The 22924-nt window shown below is 54.9% G+C and carries 32 protein-coding genes; 3 read left to right on the top strand and 29 right to left on the bottom strand.

Annotated features, from left to right (window positions below):
* Nucleotides 1–11 precede the first annotated feature (11 nt).
* From RGW60_RS05345 to RGW60_RS05315, 7 genes are read right to left on the bottom strand one after another with little or no spacing between them, the layout of a single operon-like run.
* A complete protein-coding gene (locus RGW60_RS05345; RefSeq protein ID WP_322202827.1) occupies nt 12–668 on the bottom strand; it encodes a hypothetical protein in 657 nt (218 codons plus the stop codon).
* Nucleotides 669–1796 (bottom strand): baseplate J/gp47 family protein, encoded by a 1128-nt coding sequence (locus tag RGW60_RS05340; RefSeq protein ID WP_322202825.1) that lies wholly within the window; start codon nt 1794–1796, stop codon nt 669–671. It lies immediately after the preceding gene.
* A 1-nt stretch (nt 1797) separates the two neighbouring features.
* Nucleotides 1798–2163 (bottom strand): phage tail protein, encoded by a 366-nt coding sequence (locus RGW60_RS05335; protein WP_322202823.1) that lies wholly within the window; start codon nt 2161–2163, stop codon nt 1798–1800.
* Nucleotides 2160–2711, bottom strand: a complete 552-nt coding sequence (locus tag RGW60_RS05330; RefSeq protein ID WP_322202821.1) for a phage baseplate assembly protein V — start codon at nt 2709–2711, stop codon at nt 2160–2162. The genes RGW60_RS05335 and RGW60_RS05330 overlap by 4 nt, the downstream gene beginning before the upstream one ends.
* Nucleotides 2708–3820, bottom strand: a complete 1113-nt coding sequence (locus RGW60_RS05325; RefSeq protein ID WP_322202819.1) for a rhs element Vgr protein — start codon at nt 3818–3820, stop codon at nt 2708–2710. Before RGW60_RS05325 ends, RGW60_RS05330 begins: the two co-directional genes overlap by 4 nt.
* Nucleotides 3821–3823: 3 nt before the next feature.
* Nucleotides 3824–4795, bottom strand: coding sequence for a hypothetical protein (locus tag RGW60_RS05320; RefSeq protein WP_322202817.1), 972 nt, complete (start codon nt 4793–4795; stop codon nt 3824–3826).
* A 2-nt stretch (nt 4796–4797) separates the two neighbouring features.
* Entirely contained in the window at nt 4798–6879 is a 2082-nt protein-coding gene (locus RGW60_RS05315; protein ID WP_322202815.1) for a hypothetical protein, read from the bottom strand.
* A 31-nt stretch (nt 6880–6910) separates the two neighbouring features.
* On the opposite strand from RGW60_RS05315, the gene RGW60_RS05310 reads away from it, so the two are divergent.
* Complete coding sequence (locus RGW60_RS05310) at nt 6911–7159, top strand: hypothetical protein (RefSeq protein ID WP_322202813.1); 249 nt, start codon at nt 6911–6913, stop codon at nt 7157–7159.
* Between the two features lie 23 nt (nt 7160–7182).
* On the top strand, nt 7183–7989 hold the full coding sequence (locus tag RGW60_RS05305) for a hypothetical protein (protein ID WP_322202811.1): 807 nt from the start codon (nt 7183–7185) through the stop codon (nt 7987–7989).
* A gap of 97 nt (nt 7990–8086) precedes the next feature.
* On the opposite strand, the gene RGW60_RS05300 is transcribed toward RGW60_RS05305, so the two are convergent.
* Together RGW60_RS05300 and RGW60_RS05295 are read right to left on the bottom strand one after the other, a co-directional pair.
* On the bottom strand, nt 8087–9070 hold the full coding sequence (locus RGW60_RS05300; RefSeq protein ID WP_322202809.1) for an ORF6N domain-containing protein: 984 nt from the start codon (nt 9068–9070) through the stop codon (nt 8087–8089).
* Nucleotides 9034–9207 (bottom strand): hypothetical protein, encoded by a 174-nt coding sequence (locus tag RGW60_RS05295; RefSeq protein ID WP_322202807.1) that lies wholly within the window; start codon nt 9205–9207, stop codon nt 9034–9036. The genes RGW60_RS05300 and RGW60_RS05295 overlap by 37 nt, the downstream gene beginning before the upstream one ends.
* 122 nt (nt 9208–9329) lie before the next feature.
* Between RGW60_RS05295 and RGW60_RS05290 the strand changes: the two genes are divergently transcribed.
* Nucleotides 9330–9695, top strand: a complete 366-nt coding sequence (locus tag RGW60_RS05290; RefSeq protein WP_322202805.1) for an Arc family DNA-binding protein — start codon at nt 9330–9332, stop codon at nt 9693–9695.
* A 4-nt stretch (nt 9696–9699) separates the two neighbouring features.
* Here the strand turns inward: RGW60_RS05290 and RGW60_RS05285 are convergent, their stop codons facing one another.
* The 20 genes from RGW60_RS05285 to RGW60_RS05190 all read right to left on the bottom strand — a co-directional run bounded on the left by RGW60_RS05285 (nt 9700) and on the right by RGW60_RS05190 (nt 22691).
* Nucleotides 9700–10185: a hypothetical protein gene (locus tag RGW60_RS05285; RefSeq protein WP_322202803.1), complete on the bottom strand. Its 486-nt coding sequence runs from the start codon at nt 10183–10185 to the stop codon at nt 9700–9702.
* Nucleotides 10186–10187: 2 nt separating this feature from the next.
* Nucleotides 10188–10331 (bottom strand): hypothetical protein, encoded by a 144-nt coding sequence (locus RGW60_RS05280; RefSeq protein WP_322202801.1) that lies wholly within the window; start codon nt 10329–10331, stop codon nt 10188–10190.
* A 35-nt stretch (nt 10332–10366) separates the two neighbouring features.
* Nucleotides 10367–10762, bottom strand: coding sequence for a hypothetical protein (locus RGW60_RS05275; RefSeq protein WP_322202799.1), 396 nt, complete (start codon nt 10760–10762; stop codon nt 10367–10369).
* 91 nt (nt 10763–10853) lie between these two features.
* Complete coding sequence (locus tag RGW60_RS05270; RefSeq protein WP_322202797.1) at nt 10854–11282, bottom strand: hypothetical protein; 429 nt, start codon at nt 11280–11282, stop codon at nt 10854–10856.
* Nucleotides 11283–11340: 58 nt separating this feature from the next.
* Nucleotides 11341–12891 carry a phage tail protein gene (locus RGW60_RS05265; RefSeq protein WP_322202795.1) on the bottom strand — a complete coding sequence of 517 codons (1551 nt, stop codon included), beginning with the start codon at nt 12889–12891 and terminating at the stop codon, nt 11341–11343.
* A gap of 61 nt (nt 12892–12952) precedes the next feature.
* Entirely contained in the window at nt 12953–13159 is a 207-nt protein-coding gene (locus RGW60_RS05260) for a hypothetical protein (protein ID WP_322202793.1), read from the bottom strand.
* An 8-nt stretch (nt 13160–13167) separates the two neighbouring features.
* Nucleotides 13168–13989 (bottom strand): hypothetical protein, encoded by an 822-nt coding sequence (locus RGW60_RS05255; protein WP_322202791.1) that lies wholly within the window; start codon nt 13987–13989, stop codon nt 13168–13170.
* 1 nt (nt 13990) lies between these two features.
* A complete protein-coding gene (locus RGW60_RS05250) occupies nt 13991–14629 on the bottom strand; it encodes a hypothetical protein (RefSeq protein WP_322202789.1) in 639 nt (212 codons plus the stop codon).
* Nucleotide 14630: 1 nt separating this feature from the next.
* The gene (locus RGW60_RS05245) at nt 14631–15026 is read right to left on the bottom strand and encodes a hypothetical protein (protein WP_322202787.1); all 396 of its coding nucleotides are present in this window, start codon (nt 15024–15026) and stop codon (nt 14631–14633) included.
* Nucleotides 15027–15056: 30 nt separating this feature from the next.
* Complete coding sequence (locus RGW60_RS05240) at nt 15057–15407, bottom strand: hypothetical protein (protein ID WP_322202785.1); 351 nt, start codon at nt 15405–15407, stop codon at nt 15057–15059.
* A 2-nt stretch (nt 15408–15409) separates the two neighbouring features.
* The gene (locus RGW60_RS05235) at nt 15410–15673 is read right to left on the bottom strand and encodes a hypothetical protein (RefSeq protein ID WP_322202783.1); all 264 of its coding nucleotides are present in this window, start codon (nt 15671–15673) and stop codon (nt 15410–15412) included.
* A 56-nt stretch (nt 15674–15729) separates the two neighbouring features.
* Nucleotides 15730–16860 (bottom strand): P22 phage major capsid protein family protein, encoded by a 1131-nt coding sequence (locus RGW60_RS05230; protein WP_322202781.1) that lies wholly within the window; start codon nt 16858–16860, stop codon nt 15730–15732.
* Between the two features lie 74 nt (nt 16861–16934).
* On the bottom strand, nt 16935–17678 hold the full coding sequence (locus RGW60_RS05225; protein ID WP_322202779.1) for a hypothetical protein: 744 nt from the start codon (nt 17676–17678) through the stop codon (nt 16935–16937).
* A 68-nt stretch (nt 17679–17746) separates the two neighbouring features.
* A complete protein-coding gene (locus RGW60_RS05220; protein ID WP_322202777.1) occupies nt 17747–19156 on the bottom strand; it encodes a DUF4055 domain-containing protein in 1410 nt (469 codons plus the stop codon).
* A 1-nt stretch (nt 19157) separates the two neighbouring features.
* The gene (locus RGW60_RS05215; RefSeq protein ID WP_322202775.1) at nt 19158–20480 is read right to left on the bottom strand and encodes a terminase large subunit domain-containing protein; all 1323 of its coding nucleotides are present in this window, start codon (nt 20478–20480) and stop codon (nt 19158–19160) included.
* The gene (locus tag RGW60_RS05210) at nt 20477–21229 is read right to left on the bottom strand and encodes a terminase small subunit (RefSeq protein ID WP_322202773.1); all 753 of its coding nucleotides are present in this window, start codon (nt 21227–21229) and stop codon (nt 20477–20479) included. The genes RGW60_RS05215 and RGW60_RS05210 overlap by 4 nt, the downstream gene beginning before the upstream one ends.
* A gap of 50 nt (nt 21230–21279) precedes the next feature.
* Entirely contained in the window at nt 21280–21708 is a 429-nt protein-coding gene (locus tag RGW60_RS05205) for a proteasome subunit beta (protein ID WP_322202772.1), read from the bottom strand.
* Nucleotides 21709–21753: 45 nt separating this feature from the next.
* A complete protein-coding gene (locus tag RGW60_RS05200) occupies nt 21754–22035 on the bottom strand; it encodes a hypothetical protein (protein WP_322202770.1) in 282 nt (93 codons plus the stop codon).
* A gap of 3 nt (nt 22036–22038) precedes the next feature.
* Nucleotides 22039–22368 carry a hypothetical protein gene (locus RGW60_RS05195; RefSeq protein WP_322202768.1) on the bottom strand — a complete coding sequence of 110 codons (330 nt, stop codon included), beginning with the start codon at nt 22366–22368 and terminating at the stop codon, nt 22039–22041.
* A complete protein-coding gene (locus tag RGW60_RS05190) occupies nt 22365–22691 on the bottom strand; it encodes an MFS transporter (protein ID WP_322202766.1) in 327 nt (108 codons plus the stop codon). Before RGW60_RS05190 ends, RGW60_RS05195 begins: the two co-directional genes overlap by 4 nt.
* Nucleotides 22692–22924: the final 233 nt, after the last annotated feature.

The following is a 22924-nucleotide window of genomic DNA, read 5'->3' as shown; positions in this document are numbered from 1 at the left end:
TGTGAGTTAGATTAGCTGGCGATGCGATACCAGACAGTTGTGCCGAAAGGCTTAGTCGCCTCAATGGCGGCAACGATGTCTGCATCTGATACTTGCGGAGTAATTTGCGCGGCAGGGGTCAGGCCGCCCGTCTGGCCGAGGCCGAACACGTTCGTGTGAACGCCAGGCCAATTGGCTGCCCCTGCACCAAGAGGTCGGTAAGCGGTAACGAATGACTGATAGGGCGAAACCACCGAGCCAAGTACGCCAGGGCCATCCAGGTAGAAGTTGAGCCCTAGACCACCAGTGTCTTGAGGTCTCGCCGGCTCGATAATCACTGCCCGGCGCCCGGTCAGGTCGAACAACACTTGGTCCATGCCATGCCGTGTAGCTCGCTCCCTGAAGATATTGATCAGGATTCGGCTGAGGTAGCTTTGATCTGTTTGCGCCGAATAGCGCGCCAAATTGCTGCCGAAGAAATCCAGCGCGATCAGGTCGAGCCAGCTATCTGAGGCAGTTTTTATTCTTGTCTGCGCCTGCGCATATAGATAGAGGGTGTATGCCCACGACGCTGACTGAGCATAAGCCCAAAGCGTGGCATCACGAATCGGGTTGTTATCGCCAAACCAGCCAACGGGGAGCAGGCTTTTCAGCCGCCCAAGCATGTCGCTTTGGTCGCCTATCGACATTTAAGCCACTCCGATTGAGCCTGGCCGAATGACCTGCTTTTGAGTTGCGGCGATGTCTGCCGTTGAGCCGTTGAGCAGCACCGCCGATACGTTGGTTACTGCCGGGCTGACCCCGTAGGCGATAGTTGCAAGCTGCGTATACGGCAGGATCTGCCCAAGCTTGAGGCTGGCGATGTAGGTCTGAAGCGCCGTAACCACAAGGGCCACCACCGCGCTATGCGTTACCGATGGATCGGTGGCGATGGTCATTCCAACGCTTGCGCTTAGCAAGGACGGAGGGAAAATGCCGTACCTGCTGGTGAATGGTCTGGCCGCCTCAATTGCGGCGGCCGCCGAGGCAAGAAATGCGCTTGATGGTGCGCCGCTGCCATCGTCCACCACCGCGTAGAAGTAGCCATACAGCAAGTTCCCGCTGTAGTCCTGATTCTCGGTAAGCGTGTAAGTGACACCTTGCTGCATCGAGCCTAGGGCGTAGGCGATAGCTGATTTTGTGCCCTTCGAGAGCGACTGCACCCACAGAATAAAGCGCGCCCTGAATGCAGTGTCGGCTTCCGGGTCAACCCCGCCAGAAAATGGCAGTGCGTTCGCGACCGTGTCAATACCGCTGATACTGCCAACTATCGTAGTTACTGTACCGGTGAGCGTGTTGCCTGCCGATCCTGCCGTATTGGCAATGACTGGAACCGTTACCGACTGCGTGCCAGCCGGGACCAGATAGCCGCCGAGCGTGGCGTTATAAGTAGCGTTAGTCGTATCTATCGTCACCGTGAACTGCTGAGAGCCATCTACCGACCCAACGATTGAGCCAATCGGGATTAGTGCGGAGGTGGTAGCCGTGAAGCGGGAGAAGGTGACGCTGCCAGCGGCGAAGCTTGCCGATTGGCGCAAAAAGCCGAAGTCGGCCATCCATGTGTCAAGGTCAGGGCCAGCCGAGGTCGCGGCGCGCGTCGTGATCAGCAGCGTGACGATCAACTGTTGCAACCACTGGAGAACGCTAGCGTTGCTTTCCACGATTGCCCGCAACAGCGAGCCGATGGTGAAGTCGACAAGACCAGCCGCCCTGCCCTGCACTGCCGATACTTGATCACGAACAAGCGTCGTGAAGTCTTTTACGTTGAGCGCTGCCATGTCAGCGATTTACCTCGAATGAGAGCGTCACCGGCTCGCCAGAAGGCGCATCGGTATAGCTGATTGTCGCGGAAAGGGTGTCGTTCTGGCTGGATACTGAAATGACCGGATTGGGCGTTTCCGCCACGCAGTCTTCAAGTAGGATCTGGCCCCGAATGAGCGAGATTATTTGCGGGATATTCGTCAGGGCGCCGACGTACTGTCCCAGGCCTGCGCCGTATTCGGGGTGAAATAGGTAATCGCGAGGGTTCGTGATAAGTCTGCGAAGAATCCGTTGCTTGCCCCGCTCGATACCAGAAACGGTCGATAGGCTGCCGGTCGGTGAAAGCGAAAGATCGCCACCGACGTAGTGATTCAGGTCATTCATGCTATAGGCGCCGATGTCTTGCCGCTGATGGTGCCGCCGTTATGCAAATGGTTTTGCAGGCTTACGGTGCCGGCAATCACATCGCCAGTTACGGTAAGCGCGTGATCCATTGAGATAGGGCCGCCGGTGAAGTTGTGCTGCGGGGCGTCGTAATTAAGGGCGACCCCGGAATGCAGCGACACCGTGCCGTCATTGCGAAACTTCAAAAGCGATCCAGAGCTGTGAACGATCCATGTTTCGCCTGATGGCACGGCGGGCGGCGGGGACGCGTCACTGAAGTAGCGGCCAGTAACATGGCCTAGATTCAGGTCGCCACCGTCGAACGATAACGAAACTTGGTCACCCAGTTGCGGGCCGGTCACTACGCCCCAGCCATTGCCGACGCCCAGTGCCGAAAGCTGAATCCATCCTGTGTCAAAGCCTTCTGGCTGAACGGTTACTTTCACGCTGTGGCTTGATGGATCGTAGCCGGAGATCGTGCCCTTGCGAGGGTGCGTACTGCCGTCGCTCTGGTGCTGGCGAAGCGCGTTGGTTAAATTTCCGATCACGGCAGCACCATCGAGTTAGGGTTGTGGTTTTTGGCGGTAAGGCTCATGGAATAGCCGCTCTCAAAGCTCATTGAGCGCCTGACGGAATCCGGGTAATAGAGCTGATCGAATGTCGAATCAGAGCCTTCAACGCGAATGATCGTGCTCGCTGTCAGCAGGTTGTCGCCGGGCATCGACGCGCTCATGCGCATTTCGTGCTGGGTGATTTGCTTGTGAATTGCCTGGGCTAACGCCTGCGCGCCCTGTCGATCAAGACCGCTACGCACGACGCTGTAGACCTGCCGTTTTGCCACCGCCTGCCCCGGCGCGATTCCTCTGGCGCTGTTAGTGGGGTATGACTCGGTGTAAGCCTTTCCGGACTTGGCATTCCAAGATCGCACTTGCACCGTAACGCCCTTAGCTAGAGTCAAATCCCGCTCAAATTGCAGGTCATCACTGACGTTGGATTGCGGATAAGCCTTAAGCATCGCGGCGTGCCAGCGGATGACATACTGATCTGCCGTATCAGGGTCTAGCGCGGGCTCGTAATGTAATTCGTTGCCAGTGACATACACCTGAAATCCATCGAGCCCGGCGAAGTACGACAGCAGATCCCACTCGGTCCGCTCATCAGTAACGTGCGTGTGGTCGTATTTGGTGATGGCTCCGACGCTGGTGGTAGTCGGCGTGACGACAGGTGTAAGTCCGTGGCGCTGGGCCAGCATCGTTGCGACTTGACTAGTTGTGTAGTTAGAAAACTTCTCGCTAGTCTTTGTGTCGATGAATTTCGCGGTGTAGTCGCGGCCCTCTGCGGTTACTTCAAATTTCGCCGGATTGAAATGCCACTTATCTACACCTCCGGTAATCAGGCTCTTCATGCTGCAGGAGTTCTTACCGGTAATTGCTGAGGAAATAGATATTTCAATGTCCGTTTGATTGCTCCACCACCAAAGCGCCCCGGTATCGGCAGGCATCGCCGACAGTGCGAAGACAATGGAGAACGTGTCTGCTGAATAGAAGGAGTTGGAATCCACGTCCCACGACACAAAAGGCACCTCTACCCCCGCAAGCAAGACGTAGCCGGCCACCTGCCGCGACCCAGAAGGCGCGAGCGGATCATTAACGTCCATGGTTTATCCTTGCGGAAATTTGATGGTCTGGATGCCAGTGACTTGCGGATCAGTGATGCTGTTCGCCGCGGCTACTTTGGTCCACTTGGATTGATCGCCGTATTGATCGGCGGAAAGGCGCTGAAGGCTGGTATTGCCTGTAGTCACGCTCACCGTGCCGTTGGCTAGCGGGCCGGACAAGACGTTTTTCTGTAGTCGACCAAGCACACTCTGCATCTGATATAGCGGCGCAAGCTGAGTAAGCGAATTCGCTTTGCGTAGCAGATTATTGGCGGCGCTGGATATCGGATTTCCGGGAACCAACCCGCCAAGCGTAGTTATGTCCGCTACTGACGCGCCAACCTGGGCGATGACCGATTGCACAAGCTGCTGCGCCGCTACAATCGGCCTAATTACTGACTGAATCGTCTCGACGGTCTGGTTTGCAAAGTCATGCACTTGAGATACGACCGACTTGATCGTACCGATAGCGCTAGTGATTGAAGAAACGTTGATGATCTTTGCGAGCCCAAGCGAATGCCCGACATCGCTATTAATCAGATTATCTAGCGATCCAGACAGTGCGTTCTTTTTGATCGGGGCGTCCATGCTCGCTACAATCAGCAGGTCAATGGTGTAGTAGCGTCGGTATAGATGCTCGTAGCGCGCATTGAACGAGACAACAACAACGCTGTAGTAGTAGTTGCCCAGACTAAAATCCACTGCATTACCGGTATCGCGGATCTTTTCAAGCTCTTTGACTCTGGCGTCTGCCGTCGCGCCAAGCATCCATCCGGACCATTGCATGTTGTCGTAGTCGACCCCGAGCACATCGATGGTCCGCGTGCCGCCCACCAGTTTGTGCGTCACGGTCTGCTGCTTTGCGCCTACCGTTATAGATTCTGGAACCTCAAGCCCCACAAATTCCACGTCGCCCACGATGAGGCGCGTGGCATAGGGATCGCCACCAGGGGCAAAGCTGTCTAGAAAGCTCACGGTCAGCTCCTCGGGTAAGTTGCGCTTTTGGCACCGGGCATCAACATGCTGCGGCTAGGGTCGAACCCGTTGGTGCCGGTGTTGGGGCGAGCGGCCTGTTGGGCCATTCGCTGGATCACGACATCGCTCATCTTCTTGCCATCGACGTACAGGTTGATTGTCTGCTCTCCGCTAGCAGAGGATTTGCCCGGTACTGGCGCGACCAGTAGCGACGATGCTTGGCGTTGCGGCGCAGGATCTGCGAAGGTGAATTTTTTGACCTGCATGGACGCTGGAAGCACCGAGTTGAACCCAGCTATCAGCGTGTTGTATATGGTTTGCCAGCCCAACAGGAAGACATGCCCGAATGATTTAAAGGCCCCAAAAATATCGCCACTGAATAACTGTATGAATCCAGTCTTGATGCCCGCCCACATTATTTTCAAGGCGCCGCTGATTTCCTTCCAGTTATTCCAAAGCAGCAGGCCGACAGCAATGATCCCGGCGATCACCAGACCAATAGGGTTCATGAGTAGTGCGCGCCCAAGCAAGCCAATAACCTTTACGATATTGGCGCCAAATATCACGACGTAGGTGCCGAGCCTCGCAACTAACGGCAAGAGCGGCGCCATTGCATTTAGCGCCAGAAACTTAAGCGCGATGCCCAGCAGCCAAAATCCGCGCCCAGCGGCGATAACCATGTTGAGCAGGCCGCCAGTAATTAAAAACGCAGACAGTCCCATCAATGCATATGCAACGCCCCTTATCTGTCCTTGATTTTTTTCGGCGTACTGCCCGGCAAAATCAAGCCAATACGCGAGCTTTTCAAGCCCTCTCGTTACAACTGGCAGGTATACCGAGCCAATAATGGCAAGGAAGTTTTTCCAGGCCTCGCCAGCAGCTAATTCGGCTCCCTCTGGAGACTGCCTGTACATTTGGTAGGCCTGACCAAAGCCCATAGATTTCCCAAAAATTGCAGCATCTTTTTCAAGTTTTGATCCGCTCAGGACTAGCGGACCCAGAAGCTTTGATGTTCCCCTGTTGAAGTACTTTGCCTCGATCTCGGCAACCTGCTCGTTCGATAGATCCTTGCCAAATACTCGCCGAATCGCAGGAACAAGAACGCTATCACTGAAAAGGTCTGGTCTGCTTGCGTACATCGATAGGTATTTTTCAGATAGGCCGCCAGTAACAGGCATCATTGCGACCATCATCTTTTTGGCGTCTTTTGCTGAGAGGTGGAGCTTGTCAACGGCCTCTCTAGTTAGCTTCACCTGTTCCGGGCTGACACCAACCTGTAGCAGTCCAAGCTTTGCCAGAAATCCCTTAGCCTTGTTATCCATGTGCCCGCCAACAAGAGAGCTGAACGAAGTCATCAGGGACGTGCCGGCCGAATCTCCCGACTGCATTGACATATAACCGGCAAATTTCCCATACAAAAACTCTTTATCAAGAAGCGCGTATGACATGCCTCCTGTTTTTGATGCTCTGTAATATTCATCGGGATTTACTCGACCTTTAGATCCGAAATAGACCTTGGACATCCTCCCAAGCTCGTCATTAAACTCGTCTGGATGCATCATTACTTTGTCGCCGCGATGCTCAAGAGCTTTTGCGGCATTAGTTACCAGCCCATCGACATCCTTGCCTCCATTTCGAATTTTTGCCGCAATTGCGAACTGCGAAAACGCCGGGACGTTCTCAAGCGCGTGAGGAAGACTGCCCATCGCCGTATGCAGGTCTTGGATCAGTTTTATGTTGTCGGTAATGGTCATACCGAAATTTTTATGGGCATTCATTGAAGCTGCGGCGAATACTTTCTCGTTTTCAGCTGCACTCAAATTGAGTGTTGAAAAATCGGCCTTCGCCTGAGCGAGTTTTTTGGCCTCTTCGAGCGGGGCTTTAAGAAGCCCAGCTATTGCCAGTCCTGCGCCGAACATGGCAGCGCCAATAGCCGCTTGCTTGCCAATTGACGCAAGCTTGGAGTTCAGTTTGTCCGCGTCCATGCCGGTGGAGTGCAGGCCCTTACTGATTAGCAGCAGACCAGAGCTAACGTGATTGATCAGCGAAACCTTGACGGCGACGGAATACGCGTCGAATGCCATACTGAGCTTTCCTTTTGTGGTTTCGGATCACATGGCGAATAAAAAGCGCACGTACCAATGGGTTGATGGGCAGATCCAAGAGCTCGGGGCGGCTCGTTCCAGAGAAGCCAAGCCCAATTATGAAAAGCCAGTCGCGCTTATGAAGACCTATAAGACGGGGCCAGTAATGGGCATCCAGACTGCATTACTGCTCTTTACATTCAGCAGTGTGCTGTTGGTATTTGCTGGCGGCGCGCTTCTAGCGCTGATGCTTGTCGCTTACGCATTAATATTCGGATAAACAACTTCAAAAAGGAAAGCGAAGTGTCTTTAAAGAAATGTAAGGAATGCAAGAAAGAAGTATCGAGCTATGCGAGCAAGTGCCCCGGATGCGGCGCAAACAACCCGACCACAGGGGCTAAGGAGTTCTTCGCGGGTCTAGGGTTCGTTGTTTTTCTTGGTTGGATATTTTACATAAACGTTATCGATAAGGCCGACCCCCAAACAGAGCCTACGACGAAAGCAGTTGTGGCGAAATCTTCCATGAATTCTCAACAGGAGCAGCCTCGTACGCCACCCCTTGCCGTGGTTAGCGTACCACCTCCACATAAGGCGACAACGCTTGAGGACATAGTGACGGCAAATGACTTCTGCAAAGAATCCAGCGAGCTTTACGGCAAAATAGACAGCTCTTTAAAGCGCCTGCAATCAGGTATATCCAACAGCAAAAAGAACAAAAGCCCGGAGGTACTCGTAAACACCATCCAGTCGTTCATGCTCAGGTCTTCAGAGCTGCAAGATGATGCCGCATCTCTAAGCCCGCCCGGAATGGATCTGGAAGGCGCTAATCTAGCCATGGCTGACATGACAGCATCGGTGCAAGGGGTGGCCCAATCAAATGCCTCTGCCGCAGAAAATCTACGAGCCCTGTTTTCATCAGAGCAAAGCATGGAGCGCACTCTAGAAAATGCTAAGCAGGTCGGCGAGACTCGGGACTACTTCAATCTGAAGTACTCGCTTTCAGTTTTAAAGCTGTTTGAGGTGCTCGGCTACAAGGCCAGTGACTTGAGCGATAAGACTATGTGCCTTAAGTCTTCGACACTTAGCCGGCTAACAGGAGAGCCCGCTTAGGGCCTCTTATCGTATCTGGCTAGCTACCCCGCAGTGCCGCTAGCCAGGCAACAATAAAAAACCCCGCCGAAGCGAGGTCTGTTTCCGTTTTTAGGACTTATGCGGCGGATCTTGATGCGTATCCACCTCTTCCGCCAACAGACAGGTAGTTCTGGTAAATTTCATCGCGGCGCTTATCAAGCGTGCCGAACGACCCATGACCATCATGGAGCTGGTCGAAGAGCATCATAAGCGGAGCAGACCCTAAGGCGCGAGCAGCGGAAAGCATGCTGTCTTCATACTGGGACATCGCAGAGAAGCGCGACATCAGCAGGTATAGGTGATGCGTTTCATGGCGATCTAGGTAAATACCATTATCCGACTGAACTGACTTAGATACAGGAATATCGCTATCCATTGGCCGACATAGCATGAACTCGCAGACTGCGGGGTATTGGCTGTCTGGAATATCCTTGTAGCTACCTACCTGAAAGTGGTCCTTGATGCCGCGCCATACCGATGGGTACTTTTTGCGATCCATCCCGGCGAGTTCGGAAACACGATTCAGGATGTGACGCTGATGAGCGGGAGTTAGCGTTTCAGGCTTGTGGTCGATAGCGAGAGGCGTAATAGGCGCGACTTTGCCGAAGTAGCTATCTTCCAGCTTCTCGAAAACCTCCCATGCCTCTTCGGTGTCGAGCATCTTTGCGTGACGAGCGGCGCCGCGCTCAGTCCACAAAATCAGGCTGCGAGCCTTTGAGGCAACAGACCCTCTTAAAGATGGTCTGTTCTTTAGCTCAGCCAGATCAGTGCCCTCAACCTTAAAGAAATGCTTTCCCGGCTCGAACCGATCAGAGTTGCGAGCATGGTTGTTCTGAATATTTTTAATATCAGCCCCATACAGCTTTGCCAGCAGCGCAGTCGTAACTACTGGGCGCCCCGCGTGACTGATGACTGGAAGGTTGTCAAGGGATACAGCTGTGCTATTATTCGACATGACGTTGTTTTCCTGATCGTTGACTGCGTTACCAGAAACCCCGGCCGGCAAGCTGGGGTTTCTTCGTTTTAGGCTATTGCCTGGTTGTTTTTCAATTCCCGCCACTGCAAACCCTCCTCTACCAGTAGTCCAATCTCTGCGTTAAGGCTTCGACGATTACGCTGAGCCTCTACTTGTGCTTTTTCCTTTATCTGCCCTTTAATTCGCAGGCTATAGGGGCTGATCTTATGCGCGTCCTTCATTTCTTGGCTCCTTGTTTGTGTGGAATCATATTGACTGCACTTTTATATGCCGTCAAGTGGATTCTTGAATCTATCTGAATCCACCTCCACACTGCAATTTTATTCAGGATGCAGAGGTATAAATGTCTGACCGTCATGTACTGCCCCCTTATTCGTTACGTATGGCTGCCGATCTACGGGAGAAGCTTGAAAAGTCATCGCTAAGCCTAAAGCGAAGCCTGAACGCAGAGATCATCGCCAGACTGGAGCGGAGCTTTGCTGAAGACGAGGCAATCGAAAAACAAGTCGAGTATGAAAAGTGGCTTGAAACGAATCCGGCGGACGCCAGCGAGCTTTCGATAGTCTCAATGCTTTCGTACATGCGGCACTTGGCAGAGGCTACCGAAGGTGCGCTAAAAACTATCGAGCGTCTGTATGACGAAAAAACCGGCGAGCATTTCATGACCATTAACGAGTCTGGCGAAATGGTGAAGAGTTACGAGCGATGACCTCTCACACCTCCCCGTCATACCCAAGCGAAGAGTGAATGGACTTCCCGCCAATCAGCCCTGATACGGCAGCATGGCCAATAGTCTTCTTGATGAATTCCTTGTTGCGAAGCAGAGCAGGCCCCAGTACCGGCCGGGGCGGAATTTTTGGCGTGCCAAATTCGTGGTAAACCATCTTCGGATCAGTCGAGCCGACCACTGCCTCAAGGGCGTGCGTCTTGCGTGTGATGCTGTCACGCATCTCGCCGGTAGCTAGTAGCGGAGAATCGGCCGGATATCCTTTTTCAGCTTTGCGCGTTTCGGTTGAGTCCGCAAGCGGCGCCCAGGCTGCAAACGGACCAATACCTGACTGGTAGTGCCCGATTTCATCTTTGGCGGTTTTCTCGATGCGCTTGGCGCACTTCTCAAGACCGTGTTCAAGCGCTGCAATTTCTGCAACGGCAGCTGTCGCCATGTGCAGGGCCAGCGATTGAAGGCTATGAAACTCCATGATCACTCCCTCTTCTTGAACGCCATGACATCCCAGTCGAATTCATTGCCCTCGAATTCAGAGAGCGTGACGGACATCGCCATGCGCTCGTATTCGTTCAGGTTGTCGCACTCAAACACCAGATGGAATGGAACCCCGCTTTTCATCAGCCAGCAGCGCTGTCGAAAATCGGGGTTCGTGCCTAGTTTTTTGCTGCGGCCTGCTCTGCGCTAAGCGCAGCCTTATCGCTCTCGGCCTTTGCTGCTTCGTATTTGGCCAGCAAGTGCGAACTAATCGCCTCCATGCCCTCCGCGCCGAGCATCCCGAGCATTGCCTCGATTTGCTTGATGCTCGACGGGAAGCCGAAGAAATCGTCGTCGATGTGCGCGACCATCGCGGCAGGCATCGCGAACCCGTTCATATAAGTGCTGTTTTGCGATACGTCACCGCCTACGCCCATAACAAGACGCGCTTGCTGCATTGGGTCGAGCTGACGCAACTGAATCGTGCGCCCAAGGCTGTCGGTCACAGTTTCAAATTTCGGCTTTTTAGGCGCTTCGGACTGCTCTACGTTTTCTTTTACGGTAATTCGGGACATGGGTAATACCTCTGGTCAATGCGTCGTCAAGGTGCATGGCGCGCGGGGCTGACGAATTCCCCGCACCCTGCCGGGCTGCCATGCAAAAGGGTTACGAGACTTTCAGGCGGCGGCGAGCGGTGAACGACATGGTTTGCTTGATCGTCTTGTCGCCCTCCTTTTTGCCTGCGTCGTCCAGCTTTAAGTTGACCTGGGTGTACCGGAAGGTACTGGTGCTACCGTCAGGCTCCGAAATGGTCTCGGTGATGCTTGAGGCGGGCTGATTAACGCCTGCGTAATAGTCGGCTTCCCACTGCGCCCAATAGTTATCCAGCGTTGCGTCAGTGCGCTCAACGCTGAACGTACCAGTCCAGCCCTTGGGAATATTCAGCTCATCGGTCAGGCCGTTGAGCGGGGTAATTTCGGTACTGGTGATCTTCGGCTTGCTGTCGAAGTCCATCAGTTTTGGGATGCGGATCGGGCCATAAGGACCGTTGATGTCAATCGAGACATCCTTACCCGTGTTGTATCCACCTTGCATGGCGCTCTCCAAATGAAAAGCCCGGCACTAGGCCGGGCTGGGTGTCGGGTTCAGCGCCTTATCGGGGGGCGGCAGATACGACAACGGTGACTGACTGCCCAGCTTCCAAATTAATCAGGAAGTAGCGGACTACGGAGAGGTACTTAACCTGCACGTCTGCCTGCATGTAGCCGAGGGCAACGCGGGAGTCTGGGTTGTTGGTGGCGTCGATCTGAACCGAGAACGCAGGGCCGCCGTTCGGGTCTCCGATCATCCCTTGATCAACTAAAATCTGGAGGAAGCTTGAAATGGTCGACTTGGTGGAGCGGCGCAGGTCCAGTGTTTGCAACTGGCCCACTACGTAGCCGAACGAAGCCGCTAGAGTCAGCGATAGGAAGTTCGTCATGCGGGTGTAGTTGTCACCGTTTACCGTCGGATTGCTTGCGCAGTTCAGGCCTGAGCGATGCCCGAAGTAGCTGCCGCCTGGACATGGGTTTGTGATCACGTCCAATCGAGCAGTGTTGATCGCGCCAATCTCGGCCAAGCTGTAAGGTTGCTGCGCGAGATTTCGCTGCGTGGTCACCGCGGTGCTTAGCGGCTTGTTGAGCGGTGACTGCTGGGGCGCCAGTGCGGCGATTTTGGCCGCCGAGAACGTGGACGGACAAAGCATGCGCTGCTGGCCGTTCACTTGGTCGTACCAATAAACCCAGTCGCCAACCATAACCTTGAGCGCGTAGCTGTCGCAGCCTGCAGTGTTCAGGCTGGCCGACACCGTCGCGTAGGATGCACCGGCTGGGCCTTGAGTGATTACGTAGCACCCCTCAGACAGACCATAAGTCAGCATTGCGGGCCATTGCGTCGAATCAGTCACGTCAACGATGTTCACAACCTGGGCGCCGGTACCACGCAGCGAGTACATGCCCTTACGAGTAGCGCCGGAACCATCAACGCCGACAAGAACAGCATCCGTTAGCGTGGTAGTGCCATCAGTACCGGCAGTGAATGCGACGGTCTGGGTCAGTGCAACCGGCGCCAATACTGACGCGCCAACGGTGGCGACCACCAACTGAGATGCGCCACGAATGCCAGATTGACCGTTGTTCACGGCATTGACGATGTTCGCCCATAGCGCGCCAGCGGTGCCGGTGATGTTATCGAATACTTCTGGCGACACGCCTGGCAGTGAAACGACCAGCTTCCAACTTGAGTTAGCTGTGCCCGCAGACAAGACCGCGCTAAGCGAGTTGCCCAGCGTGCCTGTGTAGAAGGCGGTCAGGGTTGCACCGATGGCAGCTGCCGTATCCTTCAGCGTGGACGTTGCGGCGGTATCGGTGCCATCAGTCACGCGTACGGCGCGGATGTTCGATGCGCCGAGACCGATTGACACGGCGACAGCGGTGGCAAGGTCGTACTTGCGGACCTGTTGCGCACCGATCTTCAGCGCAGCATCACCGGGCGAGCCGATAAGCATGGGGCTGTTGACTGCACCCCATGAGGCGATACCAACGATGCCGAGAATGTCAGTCGCCACGCCGTTGATGTAGCGGGTCTTTGGCGGCACAACCTGGATGTACAGATCAGGGGCGGTTAACGCCGCCGTATTCAAAGCGCCGGCCTGATAAATGGGCATGGCTTCCTCCAAATGAAAAAACCGCCACTAAGGGCGGTTTCTTTTGTGTGTGTTTTCGCTTTTAGGCGGCGGTTTTCAGTACGTTTGCAGCGTTTTCACCGGAAAGCACCGCAGCAACTTCAGTCGCATCGGTGATTCGCTGGCCTTGCTGGTAGTCAGCAAAGGCAAATTTGACGGTCAGCGCGAGCGATGGAGCAGAAGGAGTGGCTTTCGCCGCTGCAACCGTTGCGGCTGGCGCGAGCGGAGTATCGGTAACGTCGTTGTCCATATCGGGCCTCAAGGGTTGCTGGTTGATGCAGGAAGCCCGGTCTGGGCGTTTTCAATGTTCAGCACCGGAGCAATAACCTCGGCGATGGTTTGTGTCTGGACTGTTGCGTAGTCGACGGTGTAGATCAAATCCCGGCGGTAGAGCCCGGCCTTTTCAAGCTGATCCGTCTGAAGCGTCTGTGCGTAGCGGATGATCCCGGCAGATCCGTCGGGCAATGCCATGTTGGTGGCGTCGGACAGGATTGAATCGATCTGCTTGGCCGTGGCGTCCCGAGTAGACGGAGTCGGCGCCCAGACCGTGATCTGGAACTGCTGCTCCTGCCGCTTGGTTTCCTTGATCGAGGTGCCTATTCCGCCGACTCGCGCAAAGACGCTGTGCGCACCAGTAAGTGTGACGACAGGTCCAGAGCTGGAAGCGCCAGGGATCAGAGAGGCAAGTCCGGTAGCGGCAGTCGTGAGCGTGTCCGTGAGCAGCATGGTGTAGATGTAGCTGATGCCGTTCAGGTTGATCAGCAGGTTCTGCGCGCTGACGGTGCCCGAGAGCGTCACGACCGCGCCGACGACTGTCAGCGTGACAGTGTGCATGGGCGCTATGATCGGAACCCATGACCGACCGAGGTGGCGCGTGGATTTCCGGTCTGGGCCTCTTGGGTAAACGCTGACGTGAACCTTCCCTGCTTTCAGATCGGCTTCAAGCTCGTTCGCCACGGGCCATCCAGGGTAAATCTTGGTCGGGATGCTGCTGACGCTTGGCTGCCCAATGCCGTTCGGGTAAACGATTGTTGCTACCCGGGCGGCGAGCTGATTCAGTACATCTGATAGGTCGGCCATATCACACCTGTGCCTGCATAGCCGTGCACCGCCATCCCATATCCGTAAGCTCGGCGCTCGAAATAACGTACTTGCGGCCAATTTCATCAAGAATGATGTCACTGGTGCGCAAGACGATGCCCGGCCAGGCAGGCATCAGGATCGCCCACCATGGCGTGCGCACATCGCCCGGTAGATTGGTCGGGTTTGCCTCGCCTTTCGTGCCCTGGAGCACGCTGGCAGGCCATCCCGTCATCAATGGAACTTCCGTGGCTGGCGTATCACCGCCGTAGCCGCCAAGGCCAACACCGGAATCCATGCTGACGCGCAAGACCGAGATAGTCCGGTTCGTCTGCACGCAGTAGATCGGCAGCGTTGACTGCATGGCGGCAATGAAGAATGTCCCGCCCTGCCCGGTCAGAATGTCGCCCGGCGCGCACCGCGTTGCATCAAAAAGAGCCAGCCATGTGGCTTGACCGTATTTGTTCGGGGCGCTGTAAGTAAAATTGGTGGTAAACGAAGCAGACAGCGTTTGAATAGCGGTTGTCAGCAGCGGATTGTTGGCGCTAGTAGCGCGAAATTGCTGGTAGTCGAAACCGATACGCTTGGCTGCCTGCCCGTAACCTTTGTAAATCTTGGCCTGGAGCTTTGTTCCGTCCATGTCAGCACCGAGAGATAGTTGTGCTGCCTGAGCCGCCAAGGCCTGGACCAGGCGGAACGCCAATAAACGCGCACAGCTCACGACGCCATAGCCGATAAAGACTCATTCGGTCGTTAACTTCGTTTTTGTTATGCGTCCAGACTGCTGCCTGATCCGTGTCCAGGTTAGAACTTGAGCCCGTGACATCAGTTTCCAATCCTGCCAGCGTAGTCAGAAAGGTAATGATTCGGACTTCTTCTTCCGGCCGCAACGTGGTTAAGCGATGCTGGAGTGTCTGCCAGATGATTGGAGAAACCCAGCCGTGAGCTAGGTCAAGACCATCGCCCAGCGTCAGATCACCCCGAAATGGGTAGCCCGCATAGCGCCTGGCATCGGAGAGCTGGGTATCGGTAAGCATTTCGCGTGCTCTCCTTTCGATTTATTTGGCTCATCCACCAGCGTTTCCGGCCATCAGCAAGGTGCATGCCGCGTTCGTGCCAGTGATCGCAGTCAGCGAGCCGCGTACGTAAGGGAATGGCGAAAGCGTATCCACATAAACACCGCTGGCGGCGTTGGTTCCAGCTGCGCCACTGATGCTGATGGTGGCTCGTGTCGCCCAGTTGAGGCCGTCCATGCCCACCTCGATGATCACCGTCGCAGTTACTGAGCCGGTACCGGTGACAAATGCCTGAAAAGCACGGTTAAGAGGACGAGCCTGAAATGCTTGACCGGTTACGGCGGCTGTCGCGGCATTTATCACCGTCTCAAGCGCGCTGGCAGTCGGAGTTCCAATCGGCATAATTAGGCCTCTGTCGCTGGCAATGCTGGAGTCGGATCTGCCTGAACGGCGTCTACCGGCACTGGCTCAGGTGCTATTTCTGTCGCTGGCAATGCTGGAGCGGCCACCTCGGTAACTTTTTTTGTACGTTTGCCGCCCTTGGCAATCTCTTCGACCACCTTGTCGCTAACCGCAAGGTCGCAAGCATTGATCAGTCGCGTGCCGCTTTCTGTCGAGTCGTCGACAATCAGCACGGTGTCGAGCACGTCTGTAGAAATGATTTGCATGTGATTCTCCACAAAATAGCGAGCGGCTCAGTATCAAGCCGCCAGCCAAGTGCCGATTAGCCCGCGATCCGAGTGCCCAGCTCCGGACGTACGCAAGCGCCGCCGTAGAGGATGTCGAACGAGTAGCGCGTTTGCTTGTGCTGGCGAGTGATCTCCAGGCGCAGCGACAGGCCAGACACCGGGTCGACCTGAGAAACGCTGATCACGGCCGGGTGGATAACTTCTTGTAGTGGGCGAGTAGCGAAGGCAATCGCGTCACGGTGGAATGCCAGGTTCAGCACATGGCTTGCTTTCAGCGTCACGGTTTCGCCACCGGCAGTTGCCAGTACGAGGCCGGGGTAGATGGATACGTTAGTGTTGCCGACCGACAGGGTATTGGCAGCAGTTACGACGTAGGTCTGAGCGCTACCCGCAAAGCTAATGATGTCGCCTTTTACCAGCGGGCTTGCGTTCGTCGCCTTAGCGATCGATACAAGCTTGGAGCCAGCGTTATTGACGCCGTTGGCAGTACAGGCGCCAACAGTCAGCGGGGTAGACACGAATGTCGGCACTTGCTGATCAGCGTACCAATCAAAACCGACCTTGCGGCCAATCACACCCTCAACCAGCGTGGTGTTGTTACCGGCCATTTGTGCCTGCTGGAACATCGGCAGGATGATGGCGTTGCCTTCGGAATCCATGTCCAGAACGATGCGACGGTCGCCGGTAGGCGCCAATTGCTTGTTCAGCAGCTTGCGCGCCACCGATGCGGCCGTGGTATCCGACGCGAACGGAGTAGTGCCCGGCGTGCCAGACATGCTGAAAAAGCTGGTGCCCAGATTGAGGATATAGGCGTTGACGTTGTTGGCAATCGACTTGATGGCTTCGGTTGCCTGCATCGGCACAGTGCCCTTCATCACGTTCATGGCTTCTTGGTCGGTGATGTAGAACGGTGCTTCGAACCACTGATCCAGGGTGATCGGCACGCTGGTCGGCGACATGTCGGCAGTCACGGGTGGAGTGGCGCCAGGAACAACTTGCTGCACCGTGATGGCGGACGGAACTGGAACGTTGATGACTGAGTTCTTTTCTTGCGCCGCGCCCTGATAGTCAGAGTTGACCAGGCGAGGCATGACGTTCATGGAGCGCAGCGCTACCAGGCCTTGAGCCAAAAGCGGCGTTGCGACCTGCGTTAATACGTTTGACATGGGAGATGCCCTTTATAAATTTTAGCCAAAAAAAAAGCCGCTGACGTGAGCGGCTTTAGGCTTTATGGGATTGGTTAAACGACTTTGATGGTCCCGCTGGCAATGCCTTCGAGGTTGGCACCAATGGCCGTTTTGTCGGTGGACGCGACGGAAGTCACGCTGCCGTTACTGTTGCTATCTGACTGCTTCCCGCTGCCGTTAACGCCGGTAGCCTCGAAGGCACGGCCGTAAATCGAATCGTTGCGCATCTCGCTAACGAACTCTTGAATGCTGAGAGGATGGCCCGTGGCGTTCACACGTGGAGCGCCATCTTTGTCGACGATCACGGTTTTGTACTGGCCGTTATCGTTGATGACCTGCGTGACCGACTTGACGTGCGGCAGCAGCAGCTCTGGAGAGCCCTTGTGCTGAGCTATCGCGGAGATGGCAGCGGCGTCGATAAGATGGCTTTCGAGCGTCTTCTGCATGGAGGCTTTCTCGGTATCACGCCGAGTTAGTTCTGCCTGGGACTTTTCAAGGTCCAGTTTGCGAAGTTTGTCGAATTCCCCAGCCTTGATGGCGCTGTCTTCTTCGGATTTTGCCTGAGCCTCGATAAGGGCTTGAATCTCTTCCGTGGTTTTGCCTAGCGACTTCCATGCCTTCGATTGCGCTTCGCTCTCGCGGGCAGACTTGCGCTCTTTTTCAAGTGCGCTTTTCAAGCCGCTGGTATCTTCAAGGCCGGAAACGTCCAGCTTGAATTTTGCGCCGTCGGCAACGTACAGAGTGCGCAATGCTTCCGGCAATGCATCCAGCGAATCGACAATCAGATCAAGCGCCATCGGTAATCCCTCTCGGATTTATTGCGCGGGCATCACGCCCACAGAAAAGAAGCAGTTAGCCGTCGCGGCTAGCTGCCTGAAATGTTTATGTTGGTGGGTGCTACGTCTGGCGGCAGCGGCTTGTTGGGCGGCCGCTCTATTTCGGTTTCCCAGCTAAGATCGGGGGTGATCGCACTACGCCTCACCATCTCATTGAAGAACGTTTCGCGAGAAATAAGCCCGGCCTGTGCAGCAGCCAAAAGAACGCTTTCGGTTTGACCGGTTATGGCTGAAGCAACAAAGTCATCAAATACGTCAATCGTCCCGGTCTCTGCCAGCCCGGCCCAGCGCTGCATGATGTGAACGGTCTTATCCAGCGCGTTTTCTAGTCCTTGAGCCATAGCGGATAGCTGGCATTGCTGACTTGATGAATCCAGCGCGGCTTGGGTGGCTGTCACGTTGCCGGCCGTTGGGATAAGCAGCTCGGCGCCGAGAAAGCGCATGCGCTCCTCTATGTCTCTGATCGATTCTCGACCGGCACCTGCAGCTTCACCGCTATGCTCGACAAACTTAAGATCTGCGTTCGCCGGCAAATCAATGAGCGAGCTCGCTCCAATGCTTATCGGAGCAGGTGTATCGCCGTTATTTATGACGCCGATCCGGGCAAGGATAGGAACCCTCGCGACATGCAAAATGGTTGTCTGGTCGCTATACGACTGCCAATGCTCGATATTTAGGTCGGCAAGGTTACGCAATGGTGGCGCAGCGGTCATGAAGCCTGTGCGCTTTGTATAGAAGGTTACAAGGGGAATGAAGTCGAGCGGGGTCTGCGCATTAAGCATGACCTGGCCAAACTCAAAAATAACCCATTCTGACTTTTCGTTTTCCCGGTAGGTAGACCACTTGCCTATCTCGAGAACGCGAACTTGCGTTACGTCTTTGGTGCCAAAAGGTCCGTCATCAACCTTTACTGCTTCTCGAATCCGCAGTTGTGTCAGGCGCTCGACACCGCCAATTTTGCTGCTCTTCCATCCAAGTATGCTGGTTGGCAGGATGTGAACTGCGTAAGGGCGCAACCCTAGTGCGCGCTCGTCGGCAAGAGTTTTGGCGCTACCGGCCCGACTGTAATCAGCCAGAATGTGCGTCAGCCCATACTTGATGCCAGCCGTGAGCAATTCACCAGCGAATACGTGCAGGTTGCGCTCGGACAGATCAATGTTATCCATCCAGACTTCGGCTGTAGCGCCAATATCTTTATGTTTGATCGGCTCAGCAAACGGCTTGGACGCTAAATTCTCTATCGTGTGCTCAAGAGCATTGAACAGGGTTGACGTTTTCAGGCGGTAGTCGTAATCGGCAGGGTTTTCAGACTTGAACCGAGGTAAATACAGTTCGCCGGCCGCGCGCATAGCATCAGTGCCGCCGCAAAGCGCATCAATCTTGGCCCATCCGCCCTGCATGTCCTTGACCGCTTGCGACGGCTCATTGAGTTTTTGCATGCTATAGGCTCAGGCTCGATATGGTGGATGTGCGCTTGATGCTTGGCCACAGCACGTCGACGCAGTAGCCGATTGCGGTGGTTATGTGCTGGTACTTATTTTTCTGGTCTTCCTGAAAGGTTGACCCTAGCTGTAGCTGGACGGTTGATAGACCCTTGTCGCACCACTTCGCAGTAGCTGGATTGACGAACAAACTTATGTCTCCGTCAACGGTACGAATCTTTGTGCGGACTGCGTTCTGTCGATCCTTGATAGCTGGGTGGGCAGGTTTTACGTTGCGGACATAGGTCCAACCGTTTGCCCGCAGCACGCCTTCGATATCGGTGTAGTCGGATGCGTGCCCATGTATCTCGCCAGCCTGCCCGGCGGGGTCGCCATAAATCATCACGTGTTTGTTCGTGTGATCCTTGAACTTGTCCACAAATTCGATTGCCGACTGTTTTGATACCGCGCTAGTCAGCACAATTTCATCGAGCAGATACAGCGAGTTGTCACGTCGCACTCCGACGGCAGAGGACAGCGGCGTGTAGTTCTGATCATGCATCCACAGAAGCTGCTCATGCGGCTCTATGCGGGCATTGGTGTGATTGTTTTTGCTGTAGTCCTCGTAAATACGGCCAGATGCCGTCTCGAACGAGGCTTCAAATTCTTGCTTGAACTGCTTTGCAGACATCGCCAGCTTCATGGCGTCGATCACGTCGGGCGGCAGGATCTCCGCAGACTTCCAATGAAACACCCTGAAGTTCGGGTCGGTGCCGGACTCAGCCTGCATGCATAGGTCATAGTAGTGGTTCAGGCCGTCAGGAACGCCGAGCAGCCAGCACCAAGCGCGGTAATCGGGCATGGTCGGGTTAACGGTGTTCAGCGCCGGGAGAATATTCGACTCCCATGCGTCCGGCTTGATGTCGGCAAACTCATCGATGCCGCCGCCAGTCCACGGGATGCCCTCAATACGCTGCGGCTTGTCCAGGCCAATGACGTGAATCTCGCTGCCGTTATCCAAGTAGATAATCAGGTCAGACTCGGAAGGCCTGCGACTGTGCATACAGCAAAGCGTGAACAGCTTCAGGTCGTCCCAAAATATCTTCTTCGCCTGCGCGTGCGTTGGGGCGGCGGCGAAGTACATGCCCGGATAGGCAAACGCCTGCTTCACCACGAAGCGCTTAAATCGTTCAGTCTTTCCGCTCCGACGACCGGCGGGCACCAACGGAAAGCGGATACCTTCTGACACGGCGGCGACCAATGCGAGCTGTACCGGGTGATCCTTTAGCGGGTACCAGCGCGAAAGCTGGCGATCAAGCATCAGGTTCCCGGTGGCTTTCACGATGGCAACCCTGCAATAAGATCAGCTAGAAGCTGGGCGTTAGAGTTCCCTCCGCCCTTTTCTATCAGTTTCAGTTCGGCGCGGCGCCTTTCAATCTCAAGCTTCTTGATTTCGTCGTCGAGTGGCGAACTGGCCTTGTCCGAAAACATACCTAGGTGCTTGGCCACCTTGTCGAGCGCGGCTAACTGGTCATGCATCTTTACTTCGAAGCCGCCGTCTTTCGTCTGCTTCACGCCAGCATATAGAGCTAATGCAGCGGGACTGACTGTGCGGGAATCCCGAGCATGGATACGACCAAGGCCCTCGCCGTGGCAATTCGGGCACTTCGGGTGCGGCAGTACCGTGGCGTCGTAGCCAAAGCCGCCGTCGTCTGTCTGAGGTGGTATGCCCTTGGCAGCCATGAGCACAGATTCACGCTCGAACTCTTCTTTAGTTTTCCACTGATAGGAGTGACCTGCGCCGAAGCAATGACGACAACAGATGCGCCTGTGTTCGATCAGTTCGTTAGGGTTGGCAGTGGCAATCATCCATAGACGCTCAAGCACCATTGTTTGAGTGATCGATGCTTTCTGCCCCCTAACATTCATGCGATCTGCGATTTCGGACTGAATGTTAAGTTTTGATAAGTTCTGCGCAGCGATAACGTTTGCCGTTTTCTTGCTGTAACCCGCACGGATAGCTGCTTGCGTGGCATTCAAGTCTTTCAGGTATTCATCAACAAAGCGCTGCTGTTTTGCTGTCAGCGCCATGGGGAATCCTTTGAGACTTGGTGCCTCGCATGTTTGGTTGTTGTGTGTCGCTATTCAGCAGCAACGATCAGCGTCCGAACCAGCCCGCCAGAATAGATATCCCGTTTCTTCGCCATCTCAACCGCTTCGGCAGCAGATGCGCCCATATCCATCGCAGTGATTGCGTGATCTGCACCACTACCGATGGCGCACGACTGATCAAGCCTCAGGCGCTCTTTCCAGAATCCGTCATCTTCACTAATACCAATCAACCAAAGTGCGCCGCCATCAATGGCGAAGCCTGCAATGCCGTTGCCCCTCGGCTCTGAACCGAAATATGCATCCATTAACGCCGGAAAATCGGAGGCGCAGCCGCTAAGGATGAACTTGACGCCCCACTCTTCAATGCACTTCTCGGCGTCATCTGAAACGATCTTTTCACGAGCAGTTGACCGGGAGTCATAGGCAACTACGCCATCTTTGTAAGCAATGGTCGTCATGCACCCTCCATTCATTCAGTAAGCCGATTAATCAGCCCATTCGGCTTACAACGCCTTCTTCGCGAGCGCCACGGCCTCGTAGAAGAACACCGGCAGTTCATGACCGAGCGCGCCGAGAATGGTTTCGAGTTTCGCGAAGATGGTTTCAGGAACGAGAACAACCACAAATGCAGGCTCGACCAAAGGCGCAGCAACCAAAGATGCGGTCAGCTCGTTAACGGTCAGCTCGGTCAGTGCGCTATCAGTAGGAATCGGTTCATCAGACATTGCAGACACCTCGGTAAGATATTTCGCAATCCGTGCGATGAAGAATTTCAGGAATTTCATTTGTCACTTCAACTCCTTGTCGCCCACTTGATTGGCGCAGCTCTCACAGTGCAAATATCTGCACATCCAAGCCTTGACCTTCACCCAGTGATTCACTAGGAAGTAATGCCGTAACCCTGCCATGGCCAGCCCCGCGTGAAAGGTGACGCCCGCTACAGACGGACTGAAGAACATGGTTTCGGTGCGAGTGACGATGGCGTAGCCCGATACCGCGATCACGGCGTAGATCAGCTTTCCAGCTATGCCGTCATTCACCTTGCGGCTTAAACAACACCAGACGGCCCATGCAGAAATGATCGCAATAACGACTGAGCTGAAGAATTCGAGGTTCATGGTGTGCCCCCTCCGAACTTGGAGCGTATGAGCGCCCAGAGGTCAGCGGCTTTAATGGCGCGGTTGATAGCAGCCATGAGTGAGCCGCCGAAGGTGCCTAGCAGGAAGCCGACACCGGCAACGTTGCTGGGCTCGGTAATTCCAAGGTGGGAGCTAACAATCCCTGTCAGGTACAGGGAGCAGGCACATCCCGTCAGCAAGAAGACGACCCAGGCTTGCACGCTGGTCAAATCATCTTTGTGCCACCAGCTTGCAATGACGGCCCCAATGAGGCCCGCAATCAGCAAAGAGGACTTATCGCGCAGGAAACTTAGAAACTCCATGCCCGGACCTCTTGGGATTGGACCATTGATAAAAAAGGGTGACTGCCACCCACGAAAAAGTTGCCCGTTACGAGCGGGCAAAGCCTGTCGAGGCTAAAAAGGCGCCCCCGATTTGCGCATTACCGAAGTAAGAGGCTTGGGGGTCTTTTGTAAATTACGGACGCAAAAAACCCGACGCAGTGGCCGGGCCTTAAAATTTAGGGGCTAACTAGTTTCTGACTTTTAGCGGTCTC

Source organism: Pseudomonas sp. AB6 (assembly GCF_034314105.1).
Classification (GTDB): Bacteria; Pseudomonadota; Gammaproteobacteria; order Pseudomonadales; family Pseudomonadaceae; genus Aquipseudomonas.
Note: the sequence above shows the minus strand (reverse complement) of the source record. Positions and strands in the feature narration are given on the sequence as shown.